The 21,566-nt window shown below is 61.8% G+C and carries 22 protein-coding genes; 13 read left to right on the forward strand and 9 right to left on the reverse strand.

Translation table 11 applies throughout. From position 1 onward, the window contains the following. Window positions 1-239 precede the first annotated feature (239 nt). From GDV60_RS05405 to GDV60_RS05425, 5 genes are all read right to left on the reverse strand, one after another. Window positions 240-578 carry a HopJ type III effector protein gene (locus GDV60_RS05405; protein ID WP_178121272.1) on the reverse strand — a complete coding sequence of 113 codons (339 nt, stop codon included), beginning with the start codon at window positions 576-578 and terminating at the stop codon, window positions 240-242. After that, complete coding sequence (locus GDV60_RS05410) at window positions 571-867, reverse strand: DUF1244 domain-containing protein (RefSeq protein ID WP_057437796.1); 297 nt, start codon at window positions 865-867, stop codon at window positions 571-573. The genes GDV60_RS05405 and GDV60_RS05410 overlap by 8 nt, the downstream gene beginning before the upstream one ends. Before the next feature lie 24 nt (window positions 868-891). Then, window positions 892-1,263: a dihydroneopterin triphosphate 2'-epimerase gene (gene folX, locus GDV60_RS05415; protein ID WP_029295577.1), complete on the reverse strand. Its 372-nt coding sequence runs from the start codon at window positions 1,261-1,263 to the stop codon at window positions 892-894. Window positions 1,264-1,318: 55 nt separating this feature from the next. Then, complete coding sequence (gene folM / locus GDV60_RS05420) at window positions 1,319-2,029, reverse strand: dihydromonapterin reductase (RefSeq protein ID WP_159906525.1); 711 nt, start codon at window positions 2,027-2,029, stop codon at window positions 1,319-1,321. 61 nt (window positions 2,030-2,090) lie between these two features. Beyond that, window positions 2,091-2,651, reverse strand: a complete 561-nt coding sequence (locus GDV60_RS05425) for an antibiotic biosynthesis monooxygenase (RefSeq protein WP_159906527.1) — start codon at window positions 2,649-2,651, stop codon at window positions 2,091-2,093. A gap of 214 nt (window positions 2,652-2,865) precedes the next feature. On the opposite strand from GDV60_RS05425, the gene GDV60_RS05430 reads away from it, so the two are divergent. Next, window positions 2,866-3,825, forward strand: a complete 960-nt coding sequence (locus GDV60_RS05430; protein WP_159906529.1) for a MerR family transcriptional regulator — start codon at window positions 2,866-2,868, stop codon at window positions 3,823-3,825. A 2-nt stretch (window positions 3,826-3,827) separates the two neighbouring features. Here GDV60_RS05430 and GDV60_RS05435 read toward each other — a convergent pair whose 3' ends face one another. Together GDV60_RS05435 and GDV60_RS05440 are read right to left on the reverse strand one after the other, a co-directional pair. Further along, window positions 3,828-4,433 carry a hypothetical protein gene (locus GDV60_RS05435; protein ID WP_159906531.1) on the reverse strand — a complete coding sequence of 202 codons (606 nt, stop codon included), beginning with the start codon at window positions 4,431-4,433 and terminating at the stop codon, window positions 3,828-3,830. A gap of 58 nt (window positions 4,434-4,491) precedes the next feature. Next, window positions 4,492-4,959 (reverse strand): PAS domain S-box protein, encoded by a 468-nt coding sequence (locus GDV60_RS05440; protein WP_104911623.1) that lies wholly within the window; start codon window positions 4,957-4,959, stop codon window positions 4,492-4,494. A 103-nt stretch (window positions 4,960-5,062) separates the two neighbouring features. On the opposite strand from GDV60_RS05440, the gene GDV60_RS05445 reads away from it, so the two are divergent. Further along, window positions 5,063-5,518 (forward strand): flavodoxin, encoded by a 456-nt coding sequence (locus GDV60_RS05445; RefSeq protein ID WP_104911624.1) that lies wholly within the window; start codon window positions 5,063-5,065, stop codon window positions 5,516-5,518. Here GDV60_RS05445 and GDV60_RS05450 read toward each other — a convergent pair. Further along, window positions 5,499-6,395, reverse strand: a complete 897-nt coding sequence (locus GDV60_RS05450; protein ID WP_029295563.1) for a LysR family transcriptional regulator — start codon at window positions 6,393-6,395, stop codon at window positions 5,499-5,501. The genes GDV60_RS05445 and GDV60_RS05450 overlap by 20 nt on opposite strands. A 92-nt stretch (window positions 6,396-6,487) precedes the next feature. Between GDV60_RS05450 and GDV60_RS05455 the strand changes: the two genes are divergently transcribed. The 8 genes from GDV60_RS05455 (at window position 6,488) to GDV60_RS05490 (ending at window position 17,020) form a co-directional block, all read left to right on the forward strand. After that, window positions 6,488-6,880, forward strand: coding sequence for a CidA/LrgA family protein (locus GDV60_RS05455; protein WP_029295561.1), 393 nt, complete (start codon window positions 6,488-6,490; stop codon window positions 6,878-6,880). After that, a complete protein-coding gene (locus tag GDV60_RS05460) occupies window positions 6,870-7,556 on the forward strand; it encodes an LrgB family protein (RefSeq protein ID WP_159906533.1) in 687 nt (228 codons plus the stop codon). Before GDV60_RS05455 ends, GDV60_RS05460 begins: the two co-directional genes overlap by 11 nt. Window positions 7,557-7,707: 151 nt before the next feature. After that, on the forward strand, window positions 7,708-8,490 hold the full coding sequence (locus GDV60_RS05465) for a class II aldolase/adducin family protein (RefSeq protein ID WP_159906535.1): 783 nt from the start codon (window positions 7,708-7,710) through the stop codon (window positions 8,488-8,490). Further along, window positions 8,490-9,434: an alpha/beta fold hydrolase gene (locus tag GDV60_RS05470; protein WP_050492893.1), complete on the forward strand. Its 945-nt coding sequence runs from the start codon at window positions 8,490-8,492 to the stop codon at window positions 9,432-9,434. Before GDV60_RS05465 ends, GDV60_RS05470 begins: the two co-directional genes overlap by 1 nt. A gap of 181 nt (window positions 9,435-9,615) precedes the next feature. Continuing rightward, a complete protein-coding gene (locus GDV60_RS05475; RefSeq protein ID WP_029295554.1) occupies window positions 9,616-10,527 on the forward strand; it encodes an SDR family oxidoreductase in 912 nt (303 codons plus the stop codon). 584 nt (window positions 10,528-11,111) lie between these two features. Next, entirely contained in the window at window positions 11,112-12,902 is a 1,791-nt protein-coding gene (locus GDV60_RS05480) for a DUF1302 domain-containing protein (protein WP_029295552.1), read from the forward strand. 30 nt (window positions 12,903-12,932) lie between these two features. Next, window positions 12,933-14,300, forward strand: coding sequence for a DUF1329 domain-containing protein (locus GDV60_RS05485; RefSeq protein ID WP_029295549.1), 1,368 nt, complete (start codon window positions 12,933-12,935; stop codon window positions 14,298-14,300). Between the two features lie 179 nt (window positions 14,301-14,479). Next, complete coding sequence (locus GDV60_RS05490; RefSeq protein ID WP_159906537.1) at window positions 14,480-17,020, forward strand: LuxR C-terminal-related transcriptional regulator; 2,541 nt, start codon at window positions 14,480-14,482, stop codon at window positions 17,018-17,020. A gap of 339 nt (window positions 17,021-17,359) precedes the next feature. Here the strand turns inward: GDV60_RS05490 and GDV60_RS05495 are convergent, their stop codons facing one another. After that, window positions 17,360-18,148, reverse strand: a complete 789-nt coding sequence (locus GDV60_RS05495) for an IclR family transcriptional regulator (protein WP_159906539.1) — start codon at window positions 18,146-18,148, stop codon at window positions 17,360-17,362. A 119-nt stretch (window positions 18,149-18,267) separates the two neighbouring features. On the opposite strand from GDV60_RS05495, the gene hmgA reads away from it, so the two are divergent. The 3 genes from hmgA to maiA are packed head-to-tail and all read left to right on the forward strand — an operon-like array spanning window position 18,268 to window position 21,501. After that, window positions 18,268-19,551 carry a homogentisate 1,2-dioxygenase gene (hmgA, locus tag GDV60_RS05500; RefSeq protein WP_159906541.1) on the forward strand — a complete coding sequence of 428 codons (1,284 nt, stop codon included), beginning with the start codon at window positions 18,268-18,270 and terminating at the stop codon, window positions 19,549-19,551. Between the two features lie 3 nt (window positions 19,552-19,554). Then, window positions 19,555-20,853 (forward strand): fumarylacetoacetase, encoded by a 1,299-nt coding sequence (gene fahA / locus GDV60_RS05505; protein ID WP_159906543.1) that lies wholly within the window; start codon window positions 19,555-19,557, stop codon window positions 20,851-20,853. Window positions 20,854-20,865: 12 nt separating this feature from the next. Continuing rightward, window positions 20,866-21,501, forward strand: a complete 636-nt coding sequence (gene maiA, locus GDV60_RS05510) for a maleylacetoacetate isomerase (protein ID WP_070996829.1) — start codon at window positions 20,866-20,868, stop codon at window positions 21,499-21,501. Window positions 21,502-21,566 lie beyond the last annotated feature (65 nt).

Below are 21,566 nucleotides of genomic sequence, written 5' to 3' on the forward strand. Positions count from 1 at the left end.
CGGCCGGTTTTTTTGTGGCGAGCGGGCTTGCCCCGCGTTGGGTGGCGAAGCCGCCCCAAAACCTGCTGGCTCGGTACACCTGAAACAACCGCGGTGCCTGAAGTGGGGCTGCTACGCAGCCCAGCGCGGGGCAAGCCCGCTCGCCACAGGGAAGTTCGTCAGTTTCTGGAAGTTGTGTAGATACCTACCGCCATCGCGGGCAAGCCCGGCTCCCACATTGACCGGGTTTGCAAGCGGGATCAGCGGCGGGTCAAAGGCGGCTGGACAAACTTCACTCCCGCCAACCCATGCTCGATCAACGCGCGGATGTTGCTGTGATCTGTGCCCCCAGGCGTCGCCAGCACCGAACGGTAATGCTCGCCGAACGCCAGCAAAGCCTGCTGGTCGCTCAAGCCTTCGAGCAGCGCCAGGCCCAGGGTCTTGCACGAGCCTTCGTTCTGCCCAGCGGCGTTTTCTACGCTGCCATTGGTAAAGGCCTGTGGCTGGTAGTCGTAGCCAGCGGCGATGAAGGCCAGGGTATCGGCAAACTGGTGTTCGCCGCTGTCGAGGCTGGTGTGCAGGGTGTTCAGGTCAGTCATGGGGTTTTCCTTTGGCAAACGCCGCTTGTTGTTCGGCGCTGGCTTCTTGCTGGTACTGGGCTTTCCACTCGGCGTACGGCATGCCGTACACCACTTCGCGGGCGTCATCGAGGCTGACTTCGATCTGGCGTTCGTCGGCCTCGGCCTTGTACCACTTGGACAGGCAGTTGCGGCAGAACCCGGCAAGGTTCATCAGGTCGATGTTCTGCACATCCTTGCGGCTGTCCAGGTGCGCAACCAGGCGGCGGAAGGCAGCAGCTTCGAGTTCCAGGCGTTGTTGATCGGTCATAGGGTTCACGCAGATTCAGGGGGGTTAACGGCTGGCCGCGAGCGTAATCGATACCGATTCGGCAAAGCGCAGCGCATGGGGCTTGTCGACTTCGACTTCGGCATACAGCACCGACTCATTGCTCATCACCAGGTCCAGCACTTCCTGGGTCAGGCGTTCGAGCAGGGCAAAGCGGTTGCTTTCGACGTGGGCGATGATGGCCTTGGTGATGGTGCGGTAGTTCAAGGCGTGGTCGATATCGTTGTCGCGCACGGCGTCTTGTGCGGCATACAGGATGGTCAGGTTGATCAACACATCCTGCTTGTTGAGGATTTCATCCTCGTTGATGCCAATAAAGGTACGCAGACACAGGTCCTTGACCCGGATGCGCGCCATACCTGGTTGAAGTTGTGGCATTGCTACTTGCTCCGTCCAATCAGTTGCAGGAACCCCAGGCGGCTGGTGTTCGGGTTTACTTGACATGGCGCCCGCCATTGACGGTCAGGGTGGTGCCGGTCACATAAGGGTTGTCCAGCAGGTAACGCACGCTCTGGTAGATCACCTCAGGCCCGGGTTCGATACCCAGTGCCGACTTGGCCAGGACCTTGGCGCGATAAGCCGCGTCGTCGCCTTCGTTGAACATCACCATGGCTGGCGCGATGCCATTGACCTTGATCCCAGGCGCGTATTGGGCGGCGAAGGACAGGGTCAGGCTGTCGAGCCCGGCCTTGGTGGCGCAGTAGGCGATATGCTGGCGGCTGCCCTTGCGGGTGACGTCGTCGCTGATATGCACAATGTCGGCCGGCGTCGAGCCTCTGAGCAAGTCAGCACAATGCAGGTTGATCAGGTACGGCGCAAGCATGTGCACGCTGAACATATCGATAAAGGCGCTGGCCTCGTCACCAGGTGTCTCTGCGGCCCAGGTCGAGGCGTTGTGGATGATTGCCCGCAGGCTGTCGGTATGGGTCTTGAGTTCGCTGATGAACGCCAGGATACCGGCCTCGGACGAGAAATCGGCAAATACGCCCACCGCGCCACGCTCGCGCAAGGCCTGCACACCGGGACGTTCACTGCGATAGCTGAAGATCACCGGTTGCTGTTCATCCAGCAGGCGCTGGGCGCAGTGCAGGCCGACACGTTGGCCGGCGCCGGTGATGAGGATCGGGGCGGGGGTGCAGGTCATGGGAAGCTCGGGTCGCGGGCAAGCTAAAACTATACCAGCGACCGGCCTGTAGTGGATCGGCTCAAACGGTTGCTTCGCCAGGTTTTACCCGGCGCGGAGCAGGATTGAGCCAGCCGGCCAGCAAATGGGTCGACAGGGGAATGAACAGATAGACCATCAAGGGCGTCAGGGCCAGGGTGCTGACCAGCACGCGGCTGAACAAGCCCAACTCGGCCAACAACGGTTCCAGGCCGACGTTGAACAGCAGTGACACCGGGAAAAACGCCAGCCAGATCGCCACGGCCTGTTTCCAGCGCGGTGGGCGCTGGCCTACGGCGCCAAACCAGCCCTCCATGCCGCTGACACGATGCTCCATGGGGTCGGCGAACAATTCGCTGCCGCGCCCCAGCCAGGCACTGCGCGAGGCGGAGAACTCCCAGGCGTGCAGGGTCTGCTCGTCGGCGAAGCGGAAGATGATCTGGAATTCGCCACCGTCGGCAGGCGGTGCAAGCACGCCTGAACCCAGGTAGCCGGGGAAGTCCGTGGCCAGTTGCTCGCCTTCGCGCAGCCAGCTCATCATGTCCTGATAACGACCTTGGGCAGCGCGGCGCGCGACCATCAAGGTGACGGGTAGGGTAGACATTGTGTATCTCCGAATGCGTGGGAGCGCGGCACCGGGTAGGTGGCGTCCCTGGCGAAACCGCAGGGTAGGGCGGCGACGCAGAAAAACAGGCAAGGATTATTCCTGATTTGACGAAATACACCAGCGGCATTGGACGGCTGGGCAGGTCCCTTGAAAAAGACAGGTATAAAAGCGTTAAATGGGATCCAACTTCGTATAAGTTCCTGGTCATTCGATGCCTGTAATCACAGCCCTGCCCCCCGGTCTTGAGCATGGCGGTCTAGCCGCCGCGGATGAGTTGTTCCCGATTCGTGAAGTCGCAAGATTGACAGGTATTAACCCGATCACCTTGCGTGCGTGGGAGCGCCGTTATGGTTTGATCCAGCCGGTGCGCACCGAAAGTGGGCATCGCCTGTACACGCAGAAGGACATAGAGACCGTTCATCGCATTCTGGATTGGATCGAGCGGGGCGTGGCAGTCAGCAAAGTCGGCAAGATCCTCGCCCGGGACGATGCGCAAGTGTCTTCACTACAAGACCAACAGGAAGGCAGCGGTGAGCTTGAGTGGGCGCAGTGGCAGCAGCAGTTGCAACTGGCCATCGGCGCGTTTGATGAGCTGCAACTGGAGCGCCTGTACGGGCAGGTATTTGCGGCCTACCCCGCTTCAGTGGCGTTTCAGGACATCCTGATGCCCCTTTGGCGCCAATTGCTGCGGCATCAGGGCCGTTTTGGCCAGGCCAGCGAATGGCTGTTTTTCGACAGCTTCTTGCGCGCGCGAATTTCCCAGCGCCTGCAACTGGCCCGCGCCGGCCGTACGCCGCAGGTACTGCTGGCAGCCATTGCCGGTGAATGCCGAGAACTGGAATTGCTGGTGGCGGGGCTCATGCTCAGTGGTGAGGACCTGGCCGTGCATGTGCTGAACGTGGGCCAGCCCCTGGATGAGTTGACACTGATCTGCGAGAAGACCCGCCCGCAGGCGCTGGTGCTGTTCTCCAATCGTTCACCGACCCATGAGTTGCCCAAGCGGTTGGCGCGATTGGCCCTGACCCTGGAGTGCCCGCTGCTGCTGGCCGGTGATGCCTCCGACATGGCCGAGCAGCTACTGGCCGATACTGCCATTGGCTGCCTGGGCAATGAGGGAAGATTGATGCAGCGGCGCTTGCAGCAGTTCCTCAGGGGAACCCTGGATACCTGAATTCAGGCATGCACTTCGGGGTGCGCCAGGCGATGCTGTTGCAGGATGAACTGGCGCAGGCGCTCGGTTTCATCCACATCGCCCTGGCTCAAGCGGTAGGCAAACAGCCCGCGAGCGGTCTCGCGCTCCAGCGTGCCACGCACCGCAATCCTCTCGTAGCCGGACGGGCTGAACCACATCGAGAAAGTCCTGGGTGGTTTGCTGCGGCCACGGGATTGCACCAGCAAGCCCTTGAACGATACTTCATGTACCCATAGCGCCCCGGGCTGGCCCTTGACGTTTTCCAGGGCGACCGGCTCTTCGAGGACCAGGCGCCAAGGCCGGATCATCGGCCCGTCTTCAAAAATGCTCGGTACCCCCAGTCGCAGGTGCAGGGCATGAAACTCGTCCTCCACCAATTGCAGGGGAAAGGTCATCTGCTGGTTATCGAACTGCGCCTGGATCGTTACCTGTTCATGGGCCGCCAGGCGCGTGAGCAGGTCGCGGATCTGCGCGCCGCCATTGACCGTCAGGCTCGACGACACATCCCGCACATTCAGTTGCGGGTTGTGGTGCATGTTCTGGATGAAGTCCAGTTCGTCCTGCGTCAAAAGCGCGTCGCGTTGCATTGATGTGGCTCAAGGAAATGCGTGATTAAACTGATTATCACCCTAAAGACCGTGTTTTCTAAAGTTTGTTAGATCCGCTCGTCGCTCGGAGTGCTGCCAGCTCGGCTGTAAGCTGCGCCACCTGGGCTTCAAGCTGGGCTACACGCTGCTGGGCCTTGACCTGAACCGTTACATCTTTTTGCACGCCAACGAAGTACGTCTGCTGATCGGCCTGATTGTAAACCGTCGATAATGACAGCTCATTCCAGAAGTGCGTGCCGTCCTTGCGGAAGTTGCGCAGGATTTCCCGGCACGCGCCGCCAGTGTCCAGGGCTTCGCGGATGGCCATCAGGGCCGGCTGGTCACGGTCACCCGATTGCAGGAAGCGGCAATCCTGGTAAAGGATTTCGTCCAGGCTGTAGCCGGTCATGCGTTCGAAGGCCGGGTTCACGTAAATCAGGGGCTTGTCCTTGCCCTCCCTCTCAGCCACGGTGATCCCGTCGTTAGAGGCATTGATCACCATCTGCATCAGCTTGGCGTTGATCATTGAGCGATCCATAGCGTGTTTGTGGATTTCGTAGTGTAAGACAACTCACGCGGCTGCCAACTGCTAATATCCCAGGTTTTCACTCAACTACAGGATCAGATTGATGAAAGTCGCCATCCTTTCCGGCTCGGTCTATGGCACGGCCGAAGAAGTTGCCCGCCACGCCATGGGTCTCCTCAACGCAGCCGGGTTCGAGGCCTGGCATAACCCGCGGGCGACCCTGGCCGATGTGCAGGCCTTCGCCCCGGACGCCTTTCTGGCCGTAACCTCCACCACCGGCATGGGCGAATTGCCAGACAACCTGATGCCGCTGTATTCGACAATCCGCGATCAACTGCCCGCCGCCTGGCGCGGTTTGCCAGGTGCGGTGATCGGCCTGGGTGATGCCAGCTATGGCGATACCTTCTGTGGCGGCGGCGAGCAGATGCGCGAGCTGTTCGGCGAGTTGGGCGTGCGTGAAGTGCTGCCGATGCTGCGCCTGGATGCCAGCGAAAGCGTCACCCCGGAAGCCGATGCCGAGCCATGGCTGGCAGAGCTGGTCACGGCACTGCGCGGCTGATCGGGTACTCGCGTAGTAACGCCAGCCAGGCCAGGGCGGCTTTCGACAGATAGGCGCCCTGGCGCCAGATAAAAGCGATGTCCCAGCGTAGGAATTCGGGCGCCCTGAGTGTCAGGCGCACCACGCCAGGGCGCTCCAGGCCGCGCGCGACCACACTGGGCAGCAGCACCACGCCCTGGCCGGCAGCCACCAGTGCCACGAGAAAATCCGCCTGGCCGCTGCGTCCGCTTTCCCGGGGTGTGAAGCCCACTTGCTGGCAAGCCTGGAGCAGCCGGTCATTGAGCACAAAGCTGCGCTGATACATCAAAAACGGCGTGTCGGCCAATTCCTCCAAGCCAATCTGCCCACGCTGCGCTAGCGGGTGGTCCACGGGCAGCAGCGCATCCAGTGGTTCATCACAGAAGGCTTGCCAGGCAAACGCCGGATCGGTGGGCAACAAGCTGCCGCCTACGTCCAGTTCCCCGGCGAGGATCGCCTGCTCGATATTGCGACTGCCGCCCTCAAGCAATTGGATGCTGACATTGGGATAGCGTCGCCGATATTCGGCAAACAACTCGGCAAACAGTGTGTCGCCCCCCAGTTGCGGCAGGCCCATGCGCAACTCGCCACGGGTCAACTGATTCAAGTCGTCCAACTCGCTCAACAATTCGGTTTGCAGGCGCAGCATCGCCTCGGCCCGTTGCAGCACCACGTGCCCGGCGGCGGTCAGGCGCACCTGCGAGCCAATGCGGTCGAGCAGCGGCGTACCCAGGCTTTGCTCCAGTTGCGCCACTTGCTTGCTCACGGCGGACTGGCTGATATGCAGGGTTCTCCCGGCCTGGGTAAAGCCGCCACGGTGAACCACTTCGATAAAACTGCGCAGCTGTTTGAATTCCATTACGGTAATTCCAGATTGGAATGGCTTGCAGTCTAACAATTCGCTTTGGGGATGCCAGGGGGCTCTTTAACATGGGGGCCTGCGAGGAACCCATGTCTACTAAACGTTTCACCTTCAAATATGTGTGCCGGTTGCTGGTTGAGTTGCTGGTATTGCTGGCGATTTACCTGCTGGGCTGCCAAGTGGCTCTGTGGCTGGCCTGGCCGATTCCAGGCGGGGTCATCGGCCTGGGCCTGCTGTTGCTGGTGTTCGCCAGTGGCCTGATCAAGCCCGCAGCCCTGCAATTGGGCGCTGGCATGTTGATGGCGGAAATGCTGCTGTTCTTTATCCCGGCGTTGATGAGCCTGCTCGATTACGGTGGGCTGATGCGCCACGACGGTTGGCGCATCATGTTGGTGATCGCTCTTAGCACCCTGATGGTGATGTTGGTCACGGCATTTACCGTTGAACTCGTCTGCCGCTGGAAGCTGCGCCATGAAGCTTGAACTGATGCCATTGTTCTGGCTGGCCCTGACCCTTGTGGCCTACGGTTTCAGCCGCTGGATCTACCGGCGCACCGGGCGTTACCTGCTATCGCCGCTGATCCTGGTGCCCGCGCTGCTGCTGGCGGTGGCCGTGCCGCTGAACACCGCCTACGCCGAGTACGCCACCGACACCCATTGGCTGATGCTGGTGCTGGGACCGGTGACGGTGGCGTTCGCCATCCCGATCTGGCAGCAGCGCCAGTTATTGATGCGCCACTGGTCGGCATTGCTGCTGGGCATGCTGGCGGGTAGCACGGCGTCCATCGGGACTTCTTTCGGCTTGGCCAAGGCGTTGGCCTTGGATAGTTCGGTCACCCTGTCATTGGTGCCGCGCTCGATCACTACGCCCTTTGCCATGCCCCTGGCCCACGACCTGGGCGGCGTGCCGGAACTCACGGCGGTATTCGTGATGTTCACCGGCGTGTTCGGCGCCCTGCTTGGCGGGGTGCTGCTCAAGTGGCTGCCGCTGCGCAGTGCCCTGGCGCGGGGCGCGTTGTTTGGCGTGGGCGCCCACGGTGCTGGCGTCAGTCGTGCCCATGAAGTAGGCGGCGAAGAGGGCTCGGTGGCGGGCTTGGTGATGGTGCTTACGGGCTTGCTCAACCTGTTCGCCGCACCTTTATTGGCGTCGCTTCTCTGACACCACGTTGTACGAATCCGAACTATCCTCACGGTTGACTCGCTCGGTCATCAAGCTGGCTGCCAACGCAACTACGGCGTGCCCGAGGTCTGACTAGACTGGCCCTTCAGTCTAAAAATAATAAAAACACCACAGCGTCGAGGTCATTGCCGTGAGCCTAGCCCCCGTTCAATCGACACAGAGTGTTAAAGACCAGGTCAGCGCTGCCGAATGGCAGGCCCGCATAGACTTGGCCGCGTGCTATCGCCTGGTGGCCATGCATGGTTGGGATGATCTGATTTTCACCCACATCTCGGCCAAGGTACCCGGCACTGAAGACTTCCTGATCAACCCCTTCGGGCTGATGTTCCACGAGATCACCGCCTCCAGTCTGGTCAAGGTCGACCAGGCCGGTAACAAACTGATGGACAGCCCCTACGAGATCAACCCGGCGGGCTACACCATTCACAGCGCGGTACACGAAGTACGTCACGACGTGGTCTGCGTGCTGCACACCCATACCGCAGCCGGCGTGGCGGTGTCGGCGCAGAAGCAGGGCGTGCTGCCCATCAGCCAGCAGTCGCTGTTCGTGCTGTCGAGCTTGGCCTATCACGCCTACGAAGGCGTCGCGCTGAACCACGAGGAAAAGGCCCGCCTGCAAGCCGACCTGGGGCCGAACATTTTTCTGATGCTGCACAACCATGGCCTGCTGACCTGCGGGGCGACCATCGCCGATACCTTCCTGATGATGTTCACCTTCCAGCGCGCCTGCGATATCCAGGTACTGGCGCAAAACGGCGGGGCCGAATTGATCGCCATCGAGCCGCAGATTCTGGCGGGGGCCAAGGCGATGATCGCTGGCGTGACCAAGAGCGCCCAAGGCATGGGTGGTGCATTGGCCTGGCCGGCGCTGTTGCGCAAACTCGATAAACAAGACCCTGGATACCGACTCTAATGCCACTGGCCGAGATTCCGCTGCGTGCCTGGCGCAAACGCGGGCAGAGTTTTGTTTTTCGCGGGCAGACCATCCGTTACTGGGTGGCCGGCCAGGGCGAGCCATTGTTGCTGATCCACGGCTTCCCCAGCGCCAGTTGGGACTGGCATTACCTCTGGCAGCCCCTGGCCCAGCGCAACCTGGTGATTGCCTGCGACATGCTCGGGTTTGGCGACTCGGCCAAGCCCCTGGACCACACCTATTGCCTGCTGGAGCAGGCTGATCTGCAACAGGCCCTGCTGGCCCATCTGCGCGTGCAGCAGCCGGTGCATATCATGGCCCATGACTACGGCGACAGCGTGGCCCAGGAACTGCTCGCCCGGCACTACGAGGGCAGCTTCCAGCTGGCCAGTTGTGTCTTTCTCAATGGCGGGCTCTTCCCCGAGACGCACCGCGCGGCGCTGGTGCAAAAACTATTGCTCAGCCCCTTGGGTTGGATGATCGGCCGTGCATTCGGGCGCAACGCCTTGGCTGACAGTTTCAAGCAGATCTTCGGCCCCGGCACCCGCCCCAGCGAAAGCGCTCTGGATGACTTCTGGAGCCTGATCGAAAACAACGACGGCCCACGGATCCTGCACAAACTCATCGCCTACATCCCCCAGCGCCGTCAACAACGCGAGCGCTGGGTGGCGGCCATGCAACGCGGCGAAGTACCGTTACGGGTGATCGATGGCGAGGTAGACCCGATTTCCGGCGGGCATATGGTCGCGCGCTACCGCGAGCTGATAGCGGATGCCGACACGGTATTGCTGGCCAATATCGGCCACTACCCGCAGGTGGAGGCGCCGGTCCAGGTGCTCAAGCATTACCTGGCGTTTCGCGAGGGCATTGAAAGCAACCAGGATCGCCTGTGGGAACTGGCTTATGCAGGAGCAGGCTTGCCTGCGATGCGGGTACCTCGATAAGTCAGTTGCACCGAGGTGATTCAATCGCAGGCAAGCCAGCTCCCACACAAGCCAGCTTCTACACGAGCCGATCATCCCCGTACCTTATTGCGCACCATTCACCCCCGCCCGTATTTATTGTGACCACAAGCTCCGTGCCTGACACTCAACCCATCGTCCACTGTCTTCGCTGGAGTTCCCTATGAGTGAGTCTGTGCAGTTCCAAGATAAAGTGGTGATCGTTACCGGGGCCGGTGGTGGCTTGGGTCGTGCCCATGCGCTGCTGTTCGCCAGGCACGGGGCCAAGGTACTGGTCAACGACCTTGGCGGCTCGACTCAGGGCGAAGGCGCCAACGCCTCGGCCGCCGACCGCGTAGTGGCCGAGATCCGCGAGGCCGGGGGCATTGCCGAGGCCAACCATGATTCGGTGACCGACGGCGAAAAGATCGTGCAACACGCCCTCGATGTATTTGGCCGCATCGACGTGGTGGTGAACAACGCTGGGATCCTGCGCGACAAGACCTTTCATAAAATGGAGGACGGCGACTGGGACCTGGTTTACCGCGTGCACGTCGAAGGTGCCTACAAAGTCACCCGTGCTGCCTGGCCGCATATGCGCGAGCAGGGTTATGGCCGGGTGATTTTCACCGCGTCGACGTCGGGCATCTACGGCAACTTCGGCCAGTCCAACTACGGCATGGCCAAGCTCGGCCTGTATGGCCTGACCCGCACCCTGGCGTTGGAAGGGCGCAAGAACAACATCCTGGTCAATGCCATCGCGCCCACGGGCGGTACGCGCATGACCGAAGGCCTGATCCCGCCACAGGTGTTCGAGCGCCTCAAGCCCGAGCTGGTCAGCCCGCTGGTGGTGTACCTGGGCAGCGAGGCGTGCCAGGAAACTTCCGGGCTGTTCGAAGTGGGGGGCGGCTGGATCGGCAAGACCCGTTGGGAGCGCAGCCTGGGCGTGGGCTTTGATCCCGAGGCCGGCTTCTCGCCAGAGGATGTGGCGGCGCACTGGCAGCAGATCTGCGACTTTGAAGGGGCGGCCCATCCCAAGGACAACATCGAAGCCCTGAAAGAGATGATGGACAACCTGCAGAAATACAGCCTCTGATCGTTACCTAAAAATATTCAATCCTGCGGGGCGCTGATGGCGCCCCGCTTTGTTTCAGGCATAAAAAAGGCCGCTGCATACGCAGCGGCCGAAGTAAGACGTTGGATCAAGGAGCTACAAATCAACGTCAGTGAACACGGGTAACAGACTGAAAATTCGCTTCAATCTGTTGAAGACTGGCTTCCAGGAAACGGATGGTTTGTTCTGAAAGCCCGGTAAGAATAGTCCCTTGTCGCGGAATGAAAAATACTGATTCAGGACAAGGACTATTACCAAAACAACAACAGTGACTACCCCCTGTAGGAGCGAGCTTGCTCACGAAAAACGTGAACGATGACGCGTTTTGTCTGGTTTAACGCGGCGTACTCACGTTCTTCGCGAGCAAGCTCGCTCCTACAGGGGGCGGGGGGTTATCCATTCTCTTGATAACCCTTCATCCACTACGTCGATAGCCCCGCCAATACCCGCGCTAGAGCCTGCGCTAATCCTTTCGAGCGACAAAACGAATACCTCCTTGGTGCGCTTATCGCTCCTGATGGCGGGCAGTAGGGTGGGGCCTTCTGTCACACCACCGGGGAAGACGCATGACAAAAACAACAATGCGCGCCATCTTCAGGCCACAGGCGCTGGCCGCTGCGGTTGCTTTGGGTTGCTGCGTTCAGGCGCAGGCTGTTTCATTCAACATCGGCGAGATCGAGGGGCAATTCGATTCGTCGCTGTCGGTAGGTGCCAGCTGGGGCATGCGCGATGCCGACCGCAAGCTGGTGGGCACGGTCAATGGCGGTAGTGGCCAGGCCTCCACTGGGGATGACGGGCGCTTGAACTTCAAGAAAGGCGAGACCTTCTCGAAAATCTTCAAGGGCCTGCACGACCTGGAGCTCAAGTACGGCGATACCGGTGTGTTTGTGCGGGGCAAATACTGGTACGACTTCGAACTCAAGGACGAAGACCGCGAGTTCAAGCCCATCAGCGACCACAACCGCAAGGAAGGCTCCAAATCCAGCGGGGCGCAGATCCTCGATGCCTTCGTCTATCACAACTACTCCCTGTGGGATTTGCCGGGCACCGTGCGCGCCGGTAAACAGGTGGTCAGCTGGGGCGAAAGTACCTTCATCGGCAACTCCATCAACAGCATCAACCCTATCGACGTCTCGGCCTTCCGCCGGCCCGGCGCCGAGATCAAGGAAGGCCTGATTCCGGTGAACATGCTGTTCGCCTCCCAGGGCCTGACCAACCAACTGACCGTGGAAGGCTTCTACCAACTGGAATGGGACCAGACGGTGCTGGACAACTGCGGCACCTTCTTTGGTGGCGACGTGGCGGCCGATGGCTGCACCGACAACTACACCGTCGGCAGCCCGGCGATCCGCCCGCTGCAACCGGTGGCCGCCGCGTTTGGCCAGGGGTTTGGCGTGACCGATGAAGGGGTGATCGTGCGCCGCGCCGCCGACCGTGATGCCCGGGATTCCGGGCAGTTCGGCATGGCGTTGCGCTGGCTCGGCGATGACACCGAGTACGGCCTGTACTTCATGAATTACCACAGCCGCACGCCGACCGTGGGCACGCTTACGGCCAACACTAACCTTGCGACCATCGGCAATATCATCAATACCGCCAACGGCATTGCCCCCGGCAGTGGCGCCGGCCTGGCGCAGAGCGTGATGCTCGGACGCGGCCAGTACTACCTGGATTACCCGGAAGACATCCGCCTGTACGGCGCCAGCTTTTCCACCACCTTGCCCACCGGCACGGCCTGGACCGGGGAAATCAGCTACCGTCCCAACGCGCCCGTGCAACTCAACACCACAGACCTGACCCTGGCCCTGGTCAACCCGATTGCCGGTAACACCGTGTCACCCATTCGCAGCTCATTCGGTGCCGACAACACCGGCTACCGGCGCAAGGAAATCACCCAGTTCCAAACCACCATGACCCAGTTCTTCGACCAGGTGCTGGGCGCCGAACGCCTGACTGTAGTGGGCGAGGCGGCCATCGTGCGGGTGGGCGGGCTGGAGAACAAAACCAAGCTGCGCTACGGCCGCGATTCGGTCTACGGCCAGTACGGCTTTGGTGGTGATACCGACGGCTTCGTCACGGCGACGTCCTGGGGTTATCGCGCCAGGGCCATTCTTGATTACAACAACGTGATCGCCGGGATCAACCTCAAGCCCAACCTGTCCTGGTCCCATGACGTCAAGGGCTATGGCCCCAACGGCCTGTTCAACGAGGGGGCCAAGGCGCTCAGCGTCGGGGTCGATGCGGACTACCGCAACACCTACACCGCGAGCCTGAGCTACACCGACTTTTTTGGCGGTGACTACAACACCCTGACCGACCGTGACTTCCTCGCCCTCAGCTTTGGCGTGAACTTCTGATTCGGCTAAAAAAGAACAAGGACAATAACCATGCGTAAGATGATTTTGCAGTGCGGCGTACTGGCCCTCAGCCTGTTGGCCGCCAACGTGATGGCTGCCGTGTCAGCGGAAGAAGCCGCCAAGCTTGGGACCACCTTGACTCCGGTCGGCGCGCAAATGGCCGGTAATGCCGATGGCTCGATCCCGGCCTGGACCGGTGGCATCCCGAAAAACGCCGGTGCAGTCGACAGCAAGGGCTTTTTGGCCGACCCGTTCGCCAATGAAAAACCGCTGTTTGTGATCACCGCCGCCACGGTCGACAAGTACAAGGACAAGCTGTCGGATGGCCAGGTGGCGATGTTCAAACGTTACCCCGAGACTTACAAAATCCCGGTCTACACCACCCACCGCACGGTCAACCTGCCCGACGATATCTACGAGTCGATCAAGCGCAGCGCACTCAACGTCAAGTCGATCAACGACGGCAACGGCCTGGAGAACTTCACCGGCAACCGTTACTACGCCTTCCCGATCCCGAAGACTGGCGTCGAGGTGTTGTGGAACCACATCACCCGTTACCACGGTGGCAACCTGCGGCGCATCATCACCCAGGCCACACCGCAGACCAACGGCAGCTACACGCCGATCCGCTTTGAAGAAGAAGTGGCGGTGCCGCAACTGATCCCCGACATGGACCCGGCCAAGGGCGCCAACGTGCTGACGTTCTTCAAACAGTCGGTCACCGCCCCCGCGCGCCTGGCGGGCAACGTGCTGCTGGTACACGAAACCCTCGACCAGGTGAAGGAACCGCGCCTGGCGTGGATCTACAACGCCGGCCAACGCCGCGTACGCCGCGCACCGCAAGTGGCCTACGACGGGCCGGGCACCGCGTCCGACGGCCTGCGCACCTCGGATAACTTCGACATGTTCTCCGGTGCGCCAGATCGCTACGACTGGAAGCTGGTGGGCAAGAAGGAAATGTACATTCCCTACAACGCCTACAAGCTCGACTCGCCTTCGCTCAAGTACGACGACATCATCAAGGCCGGGCATATCAACCAGGACCTGACCCGCTACGAACTGCACCGGGTCTGGGAGGTGGTCGGCACCGTCAAGCCGAGCGAGCGGCACATCTACGCCAAGCGCCATATGTACATCGATGAAGACAGCTGGCAGGTGGCGCTGGTGGATCACTACGACGGTCGTGGCCAACTGTGGCGCGTTGCCGAAGGTCACGCGCAGTTCTACTACAACCACCAGACCCCGGCCTACACCGTCGAGACCCTGTACGACATCATCGCCGGGCGCTACATCGCCCTGGGCATGAAGAACGAGGAGAAGAGCAGTTTTGTGTTCGGCTTCAATGCCAAGGCGGCGGACTACACCCCCTCGGCCCTGCGCGCCTCGGGCGTACGCTGATCCAAGGTTGTAGACCCAATCATTGTGGGAGCTGGCTTATCTTTGATCATGCCGGGCTTGTTTTGAAGCCCGGCTTTTTTATGCCCGGCAATCAGCCCGCTGAATACTTCTTCAACAACGCCCATCGAGGGGACTACGGTAGGCCGCACGCCGCATAAAAATAAAAAAGGGACGCTGTAATGACCGCCATGACCCGTCGCCTGGATCGTCCTGGATTCATGCCACGTTTGTCTTCCCACCATTTGCTGCGCCCCCGCCTGGCCGACCCGTTGCTAGGGACGCAGGCGCGGGTAAGGTTGCTGTGCGCGCCGGCCGGCAGCGGCAAGAGCGCCTTGTTGGCTGAATGCGCCCAGCAGGCACCGGCGAGCTGCCAGGTGTATTGGTTGGCGCTCAACGGTACGGCATTGGACCCTCATGCTCTGTGCCAGCGCCTGGCACAAAGCCTGGGCCTGGCGTTTGTCGATGAAGCCAGCTTGTTGCTGGACCTGAGCCGCTGGCAAACGCCAGCCTGGCTGTTTCTCGATGACTATTGCCGGGTGGCGGCGCCCGCATTGGATGCTTTGCTCGATCGGCTGCTGGCCTCGAGTAGCCCGGCCTTGACCTGGTGGCTGGGCGCGCGACGTCGGCCGGCGTGCAATTGGCCGCGGTTGCTGCTCGATGATGAGCTGTGGGAATGGGGCGGCAGCGAGTTGGCGTTCGATCAGCGCGAGGTCCAGCAACTGCTCGATCACCACGCCGCTGCCGGGCAGTCTGCCGACAAAGTCCTGCAATTTTCTGCGGGCTGGTGCGCAGGCGTGCGTATCGCCCTGCTCGAAGGCGACAACCATCCCGACAGCGGCGCCTGGCATGGGCGTTCGCAAACCTTGCTCGATTACCTGCAACACGAGCTGTTCAGCACGTTGCCCGAAGAATTGGAGGAGGCCTGGCGCGTCCTGGCACATCTGCCGCGTTTCAACCCTGGACTGTGCGAGCACCTGTTCGGGTTTGGCGATGGCGCCGGCTACCTGCGCGACCTTCAGGCCCTGGGTGCGTTCATCGAGCCCTGGGACGACTCGCCAGACTGGCTGCAGGTCTTCCCGCCCCTGGCCCAGTTGCTGCGCGACGAACCGTGGCCGGCCCGACGCTCCTGGCATCGGCGCGCCTGCCAATGGTTCACCGCGGCCCAGGACTGGCAGGCGGCGTTTGAGCAGGCGCTGTTGGCTGAGGAATACGAAGTGGCGGTCAGCCTGTTGGAGCACTTCAGCTTTGAAGACTTGTTCCGCCAGCAAAACGCCGTGCTGTTGTTGCGCCTGCATGAGCAACATGGCGACGAGTTGATGCTCGGCTCGGCGCAACTGGTGGGGCTGGTCACCGCTGCCTTGCTGTTTGCCGGGCGTTTCGACCAGGCCGCGCAATGTATCGACCAACTGGCGCGCTTCACCCCGCAACCTACGGCCGCCCTGCAACGGCATCTGCTGGCGCGCTGGCAGGCGCAGTGGGGGTGGTTGTTGCATCTTGGGGGGGACGCGGTACCCGCGCGCGGGCATTTTCTGGAGGCGTTGAATGACTTGCCGGACAGTGCCTGGACATCGCGGTTAATGTGCTTGTCGGGCCTGACCCAGCAAGCGTTGCTGCGCGGCGAACTGGACGTGGCCCAAGCCCTCAACCGTGAGGCGTTGTGCCTGGCGCGGGCCAACGGTTCGTTGCTGTTGGAGGCGGTGCTGGAACTTGACCATGCGCAGCTGCTGGAACAGCGAGGCGCACCGTACCGGGCCCAGAGCCTGTTGGAAGGTGTGCAGGCGATGCTGGTGCAGCAGCGCCTCAAGGCGGGGCCATTGATGGGCCGGATAGCCTTGCGCCGTGGCCACCTGGCCTTGCGCCAGGGGCATGATGCGTTGGCCACCGAGTGCCTCGAAGCCGGCCTGGGCATGTGCTTGCACAGCCAGGACAAGCGTGTGCTCTATGGTTTCCTTGGGATGGCGATGCTGGCGGCCAATCGTGGTGATTACGCCCAGGCGTTTATCCAGCTACGTGACGCCGAACGCCTGATGCAACGCCGGCACGTGCCCGACACGGTGTACCGGGCGGTGTTGCTCTTGCTCAGCGGGCATTTCTGGTTACAGCAGGGGCGGGCCGAGCTGACCCAGGAAGCGGTCAGCCGGGTGCTGCGCCACTATCACGGCCCCCAGGCCAAACAGGCACCGCCGGCGACCCTGGAACTGATCCCCCGGCTGGAATACCTGTTGGTGCTGGCCCAAGTCAAACTGCGCCAGGCCGAGCAGCCCATCCAGCGGCTCACAGCCTTGCTCGACACTGCCCGCGAGCGCGGCATGCAATGCCTGGAGGTGGAACTGCACTTGGTGTTGGGCGAGGTGGCCTGGCAACTGGGCGAGCGAGCGAACGCGGTGCGCTCGCTGCAAACCGGGCTGGCCCTGGCGGCGCGCTGCCAGGTGCAGCAGGCGGTGCGTGAACTGCGCCTGCGCCAGCCGGGGTTGCTCTGTGAGTTGGGGCTTGAACCTCAAGAGGCGGTGGCGGCACCTGGAGAAAACCCCCTGAGCCAGCGGGAATTGGAGGTGCTGCAACTGATTGCGCTGGGCAACTCCAACCTGGAAATTGCCGATCTGTTGTTTATCTCGCTGCACACCGTAAAGACCCATGCCCGGCGGATCCACAGCAAGCTGGGGGTGGAGCGCCGCACCCAGGCGGTGGCCAAGGCCAAGACCCTGGGCCTGATGGCCTGATTTTCAAGCAACGCAGCTCAGCATGTAGGAGCAGGCCAGCCAGCTCTTATCAAACATAAAATAAATTGTTGATTTTAAAGGATTAAATTTTTTACTTAAGTGACTGTTTTTTGTGGCGAGCGGGCTTGTCGGAACGCCGCATCGCCCGCGCTGGGGCGCGTAGCGCCCCTAATAAAGGACGAATGCGGTGTACCCGATACTGCGCAGAGACTGGTTTTGGGGCTGCTGCGCAGCCCAGCGCGGGGCAAGCCCGCTCGCCACAGGGAATCCAGTTTGATGCGCGACAGCGCTAAGTCGAAGAGGTAGTGGGGTCTCCCACATTTACCCGCGTGCGTGCAGTCAGGGCTGATACCCCATCCGCCAACTCACCGCCTGGCTCGCCGCAAGCAATTGCCTGGCCGCCGGCCCATCTTCATCGGCATGGAACAACGAGGTCGGCCCCACCACGGTCATCACTGCCACCACCTGCCCCATCGCGTTGAACACCGGCGCCGACAGCGCATCGACTCCCGGCATCAGCAAACCATGCACAAAGTGCAGGCCACGCTGGCGAATCTGCTCACAGGCATGCCTATACGCCTGGTCGTCCGCCAGCGCATGGGCGGTGCCGGCCTCGATCTCCTGCGCGCGCAGGTCTACGGTTTCGCGCTCTGGCAAGAAGGCGCTGAACACCAGCCCGGTTGAGGAGCTGAGCAGCGGCAGCACCGACCCCAGTTGCGTCACCACCGTGACCGCGCGTACGGCCGGTTCGATATGCACCACGGTCGCGCCGTGGTTGCCCCACACCGCGAGAAAGCAGGTTTCATTCAACTCATCGCGCAACTGCGCCAGGGGCAGGGTGGCGACTTTCAGTACATCCATGCTACCCAGCGCCGCCAGCCCCACGCGCAGGGCCTCGCGACCCAGGCCGTAATGGTTGGTGGCGGTGTTCTGCTCGGCAAAACCCGAGGCAATCAGGGCCTGCAAGTAGCGGTGGACCTTGCTGGCGGGCATCTGCACATGTTCGGCCAGGCGCGACAGGGAGGTGGCCGGCGACAGTTCGGCCAGGGCCTTGAGGATGTCGGTGCCGACTTCGGCCGAGCGGACTTTCTGTTTACCGGTGTCGCGGGGGGCGGGCGGCTTTTCCATGGAGAACGTGTGTCCCAAAGACGAATGGCGGTCTTTATAGCTTGACGGTCGATACGGAGCAAATTACGTTATGCGTAACTGGATTACGATAAAAACAACTTCCTTACTGAGGACGATCCATGACCCTCGATTATCAATCGGGCTTTGGCAATGAATTCGCCAGCGAAGCCTTGCCAGGTGCACTGCCGGTCGGCCAGAACTCCCCGCAAAAAGCGCCCTACGGGCTGTACACCGAGCTGTTCTCCGGCACCGCCTTCACTATGGTGCGCAGCGAAGCCCGACGCACCTGGATGTATCGCATCCAGCCGTCGGCCAATCACCCTGCATTCATCAAACTGGAACGGCAACTGGCCGGTGGCCCGCTGGGTGAGGTCACGCCTAACCGCCTGCGTTGGAACCCGTTGGATGTTCCCGCAGAACCCACCGACTTTATCGATGGGCTGGTGGCCATGGTGGCCAACTCCGGCGCCGAAAAGCCCTCAGGCATCAGCATCTATCATTACCGCGCCAACCGCTCCATGGAGCGCGTGTTCTTTAACGCCGATGGCGAACTGTTGATCGTTCCCGAGCAAGGCCGCCTGCGCATCGCCACCGAGTTGGGCGTGTTGGAGGTCGAGCCGCTGGAAATCGTCGTGCTGCCTCGGGGCCTGAAATTTCGCATCGAACTGCTGGATGCTCAGGCGCGCGGCTACGTTGCCGAAAACCACGGCGCACCGCTGCGCCTGCCGGACCTGGGGCCGATCGGCAGCAATGGCCTGGCCAACCCGCGGGACTTCCTGACCCCGGTCGCCCACTACGAAGACCTGTCCCAACCCACGCCCCTGGTGCAGAAGTTCCTCGGCCAATTGTGGGGCTGCACCCTGGACCACTCACCGCTGAACGTGGTGGCCTGGCACGGCAACAACGTGCCGTACAAATACGACCTGCGCCGCTTCAACACCATCGGTACGGTGAGTTTCGATCACCCGGACCCGTCGATCTTTACCGTGTTGACCTCGCCCACCAGCGTCCATGGTCTGGCCAACCTCGACTTCGTGATCTTCCCGCCGCGCTGGATGGTGGCCGAGAACACCTTCCGGCCACCGTGGTTCCACCGCAACCTGATGAACGAATACATGGGCCTGATCCAGGGCGCCTACGATGCCAAGGCCGAAGGCTTCCTGCCGGGCGGCGCGTCGCTGCACAGCTGCATGAGCGCCCACGGCCCGGATGGCGAGACCTGCACCAAGGCCATCGCCGTGGACCTGGCGCCGCACAAGATCGATAACACCATGGCCTTCATGTTCGAGACCAGCCAGGTGCTGCGCCCGACCCGGTTCGCCCTGGACTGCCCGCAACTGCAAAACACTTACGACGCTTGCTGGGCCACGTTGCCGGCAACCTTCAACCCGAATCGGAGATAAACCATGACTCAGTCCACTCTCACCCGTAGTTGGGTGGCCTCGGCCAACGGTCACACGGATTTCCCCCTGCAGAACCTGCCCCTGGGCATCTTCAGCCTCAACGGTTCGGCGCCGCGCAGTGGCGTGGCGATTGGCGAGCATATTTTTGATCTGCAGGCCGCCCGTGAGCTGTTTGACGGTGAAGCGCGCCGCGCCATCGACGCCATGGCAGGCGGCCAATTGAACGCCTTCTTCGAACTGGGCCGCGGCCCGCGGGTTGCCCTGCGCGAACGCCTGCTGGAATTGCTGGCCGAGGGCAGCGAACAGCAAGCCAAGTTGCAAGCCCTGGGCGCCCAGGTGTTGCCCCTGGCCAGCGATTGCCAGATGCACCTGCCGGCGAAAATCAACGACTACACCGACTTCTACGTCGGCATCGAGCACGCGCAGAACGTCGGCAAACTGTTTCGCCCCGACAACCCCTTGCTGCCCAACTACAAGTACGTGCCGATCGGGTATCACGGTCGTGCGTCGACCATCCGCACCTCCGGCACCGAGGTGCGTCGGCCCAAGGGCCAGACCCTGCCAGCCGGCCACAGCGAACCGACCTTCGGCCCGTGCGCACGCCTGGACTATGAATTGGAACTGGGCATCTGGATCGGCCAGGGCAATGCCATGGGCGACTCGATTGCCATTGGCGACGCCGCCGAGCATATCGCCGGTTTCTGCCTGCTCAACGACTGGTCGGCGCGGGATATCCAGGCCTGGGAATACCAGCCGCTGGGGCCGTTCCTGTCCAAAAGCTTCATCACCAGCATCTCGCCGTGGGTGGTCACGGCCGAAGCCCTGGAACCGTTCCGCAAGGCCCAGCCCGCGCGGCCGGCCGGTGATCCACAACCGCTGCCGTACCTGCTGGACAGCCGCGACCAGGCCGCTGGTGGCTTTGATATCGAACTGGAAGTACTGCTCACCACCGCCGCGATGCGCGAGCAGAACCTGCCGGCCCATCGCCTGACCCTGAGTAACACCCAGCACATGTACTGGACCGTGGCGCAAATGGTTGCGCACCACAGTGTCAACGGCTGCCAATTGCAGGCGGGCGACCTGTTTGGTTCGGGCACTTTGTCGGGCCCGGCGGCCGGCCAGTTCGGCAGCTTGCTGGAAATCACCGAAGACGGGAAAAAGCCGATTGAACTGGCCTCGGGCGAGGTGCGCAAGTTCCTTGAAGACGGCGACGAAATCATCCTGCGTGCCCGCTGCCAGCGTGATGGATTTGCCTCCATCGGCTTTGGCGAATGCCGTGGCACCGTAGTCGCGGCGCGCTAAGAGGGCAGGGGCATGGAACTCTATACCTACTACCGTTCCACGGCGTCCTATCGGGTGCGCATTGCCCTGGCCCTCAAGGGCCTGGCGTTCACCGCGCTGCCAGTCAACCTGCTGGTACCCAAGGGCGGCGCCAATCGCCAGCCCGAATACCTGGCGATCAACCCGCAGGGCCGTGTCCCGGCCTTGCGCACCGATGAAGGCGAGTTGCTGATCCAGTCGCCGGCGATCATCGAGTACCTGGATGAACGTTATCCACAGCCCGCGCTACTGGCCGAGGACCTGGCGACCCGCGCCCATGAGCGCGCGGTGGCCGCGATCATCGGCTGTGACATTCACCCGCTGCACAACTCCAGCACCCAGAACCTCCTGCGCCAGTGGGGGCATGACGAAGCGCAGTTGCTGGCATGGATCGGGCACTGGATCAGCCAGGGCCTGGGCGCCGTCGAGCAATTGATCGGCGACCAGGGTTACTGCTTTGGCGAGCAGCCTGGCTTGGCGGATACCTTTCTGATCCCTCAGTTGTACGCGGCGGAGCGCTTCAAAGTGGCGCTGGACAGCTATCCACGGATCCTGCGCGTCGCAGCCTTGGCTGCCAAACATCCTGCATTTATCCAGGCCCATCCCTCCAACCAACCTGACACCCCCTAGATCAATGTAGGCGCTGGCTTGCCTGCGATGACGGTGTTGACTGACACACTGCCATCGCAGGCAAG

The organism is Pseudomonas sp. DTU12.1 (assembly GCF_009873475.1).
GTDB classification, from domain to species: domain Bacteria; phylum Pseudomonadota; class Gammaproteobacteria; order Pseudomonadales; family Pseudomonadaceae; genus Aquipseudomonas; species Aquipseudomonas proteolytica.

Bases quoted from the DNA above. Each gene is read 5' to 3' on its own strand.
- GDV60_RS05405 (WP_178121272.1), bottom strand. From the start codon at position 578: ATGACTGACCTGAACACCCTGCACACCAGCCTCGACAGCGGCGAACAC.
- GDV60_RS05410 (WP_057437796.1), bottom strand. From the start codon at position 867: ATGACCGATCAACAACGCCTGGAACTCGAAGCTGCTGCCTTCCGCCGC.
- folX (WP_029295577.1), bottom strand. From the start codon at position 1,263: ATGCCACAACTTCAACCAGGTATGGCGCGCATCCGGGTCAAGGACCTG.
- folM (WP_159906525.1), bottom strand. From the start codon at position 2,029: ATGACCTGCACCCCCGCCCCGATCCTCATCACCGGCGCCGGCCAACGT.
- GDV60_RS05425 (WP_159906527.1), bottom strand. From the start codon at position 2,651: ATGTCTACCCTACCCGTCACCTTGATGGTCGCGCGCCGCGCTGCCCAA.
- GDV60_RS05430 (WP_159906529.1), top strand. From the start codon at position 2,866: ATGCCTGTAATCACAGCCCTGCCCCCCGGTCTTGAGCATGGCGGTCTA.
- GDV60_RS05435 (WP_159906531.1), bottom strand. From the start codon at position 4,433: ATGCAACGCGACGCGCTTTTGACGCAGGACGAACTGGACTTCATCCAG.
- GDV60_RS05440 (WP_104911623.1), bottom strand. From the start codon at position 4,959: ATGATCAACGCCAAGCTGATGCAGATGGTGATCAATGCCTCTAACGAC.
- GDV60_RS05445 (WP_104911624.1), top strand. From the start codon at position 5,063: ATGAAAGTCGCCATCCTTTCCGGCTCGGTCTATGGCACGGCCGAAGAA.
- GDV60_RS05450 (WP_029295563.1), bottom strand. From the start codon at position 6,395: ATGGAATTCAAACAGCTGCGCAGTTTTATCGAAGTGGTTCACCGTGGC.
- GDV60_RS05455 (WP_029295561.1), top strand. From the start codon at position 6,488: ATGTCTACTAAACGTTTCACCTTCAAATATGTGTGCCGGTTGCTGGTT.
- GDV60_RS05460 (WP_159906533.1), top strand. From the start codon at position 6,870: ATGAAGCTTGAACTGATGCCATTGTTCTGGCTGGCCCTGACCCTTGTG.
- GDV60_RS05470 (WP_050492893.1), top strand. From the start codon at position 8,490: ATGCCACTGGCCGAGATTCCGCTGCGTGCCTGGCGCAAACGCGGGCAG.
- GDV60_RS05475 (WP_029295554.1), top strand. From the start codon at position 9,616: ATGAGTGAGTCTGTGCAGTTCCAAGATAAAGTGGTGATCGTTACCGGG.
- GDV60_RS05480 (WP_029295552.1), top strand. From the start codon at position 11,112: ATGACAAAAACAACAATGCGCGCCATCTTCAGGCCACAGGCGCTGGCC.
- GDV60_RS05485 (WP_029295549.1), top strand. From the start codon at position 12,933: ATGCGTAAGATGATTTTGCAGTGCGGCGTACTGGCCCTCAGCCTGTTG.
- GDV60_RS05490 (WP_159906537.1), top strand. From the start codon at position 14,480: ATGACCGCCATGACCCGTCGCCTGGATCGTCCTGGATTCATGCCACGT.
- GDV60_RS05495 (WP_159906539.1), bottom strand. From the start codon at position 18,148: ATGGAAAAGCCGCCCGCCCCCCGCGACACCGGTAAACAGAAAGTCCGC.
- hmgA (WP_159906541.1), top strand. From the start codon at position 18,268: ATGACCCTCGATTATCAATCGGGCTTTGGCAATGAATTCGCCAGCGAA.
- fahA (WP_159906543.1), top strand. From the start codon at position 19,555: ATGACTCAGTCCACTCTCACCCGTAGTTGGGTGGCCTCGGCCAACGGT.
- maiA (WP_070996829.1), top strand. From the start codon at position 20,866: ATGGAACTCTATACCTACTACCGTTCCACGGCGTCCTATCGGGTGCGC.